This is a genomic window from Streptomyces sp. x-19 (genome assembly GCF_046549115.1).
Lineage (GTDB): Bacteria > Actinomycetota > Actinomycetes > Streptomycetales > Streptomycetaceae > Streptomyces > Streptomyces albulus_C.
On sequence record NZ_JAJPWK010000103.1, the window covers coordinates 1 to 998 of the forward strand.

Here is a 998-nt window from a genome sequence, read left to right on the forward strand (position 1 = left end):
CTACAACCGGCGCCGCCTGCGCAAGCACAAGGATTTCGGCTACCTCACCCCGGCCGAGACCAGGCAACGGCATCACCACACCCTCGCGGCATAGACATCACGTGTCCAGCATCACGGGGAAACTTCACTGGCCGAGCGCGGGCTGGACTACGTGGTCGCCGTCCGCCCGGACATCAGCGCGCATCCCGGCGAGGCTGTGCCGACAGTGCCGGAACGCATCGGGCGGACGGGAGCCCCGCGGCTGCCCCGGTACCGTGCTCCGGTGCGATCGCTCAAAGACCTGGTCACGCAGGCCGGTCGACGTCGGCTGCGACACTGCACCTGGCGGCAGGGCAGCACAGGCGCGATGACCAGCCGATTCATGGCGATGGAGGTCCGCCCGGCCGGCGTCGCGGCGAAGAAGGCCGCGCTGGACAAGACAGGCGGACGAGCCGGCTGGGACGGCGTCCTCGCAGTCGAGACCCTGATCGCCGAATGGCCGCCCCACCACGACGAACCCACTGACTACTGGTTGACCAGCCTGCCCGTCGACACCGCGCTGCGGCACCTGGTGCGGATGGCGAAGATCCGTTGGCGGATCGAGCACGACTACCGAGAGATGAAGCACGGGCTGGGCCTGGATCACTTCGAGGGCCGGACCTGGCGCGGCTGGCACCACCACGTCACCCTCGTCACCGCCGCCCACGCCTTTCTCACCCTCCGGCGCCTGGACCCAAAAGCTCAAGCGCCGGCCTGACCTTCTACCAAGTCCTCCAAGCCATACAGGACCTGCTGCTGTGCTGGGCCGGCGCATGCCCCACCTGCCATCGCGATCTACCGGCCCGACCCCGAATAGGCCGCCACACGACCAACCCAACCTAACGAAGCACTACTAGTAGTGCTTTGTTAGGTGGTGTCGTAGGGCTGCCATGGGGTGGGTTGGTGGCAGGTGGGGCAGGTGCCTGTCCAGGTGGCCAGGAGGTGTTGGAGGAGGTCCAGGGCCTGGTAGAGGGTCAGGC

At 67.6% G+C, this 998-nt stretch carries 1 protein-coding gene; it reads left to right on the forward strand.

Annotated elements, in window-relative coordinates:
- Positions 1–127: 127 nt before the first annotated feature.
- Positions 128–736 (forward strand): transposase, encoded by a 609-nt coding sequence (locus tag ACLJT4_RS42445; protein WP_411130514.1) that lies wholly within the window; start codon positions 128–130, stop codon positions 734–736.
- Positions 737–998 lie beyond the last annotated feature (262 nt).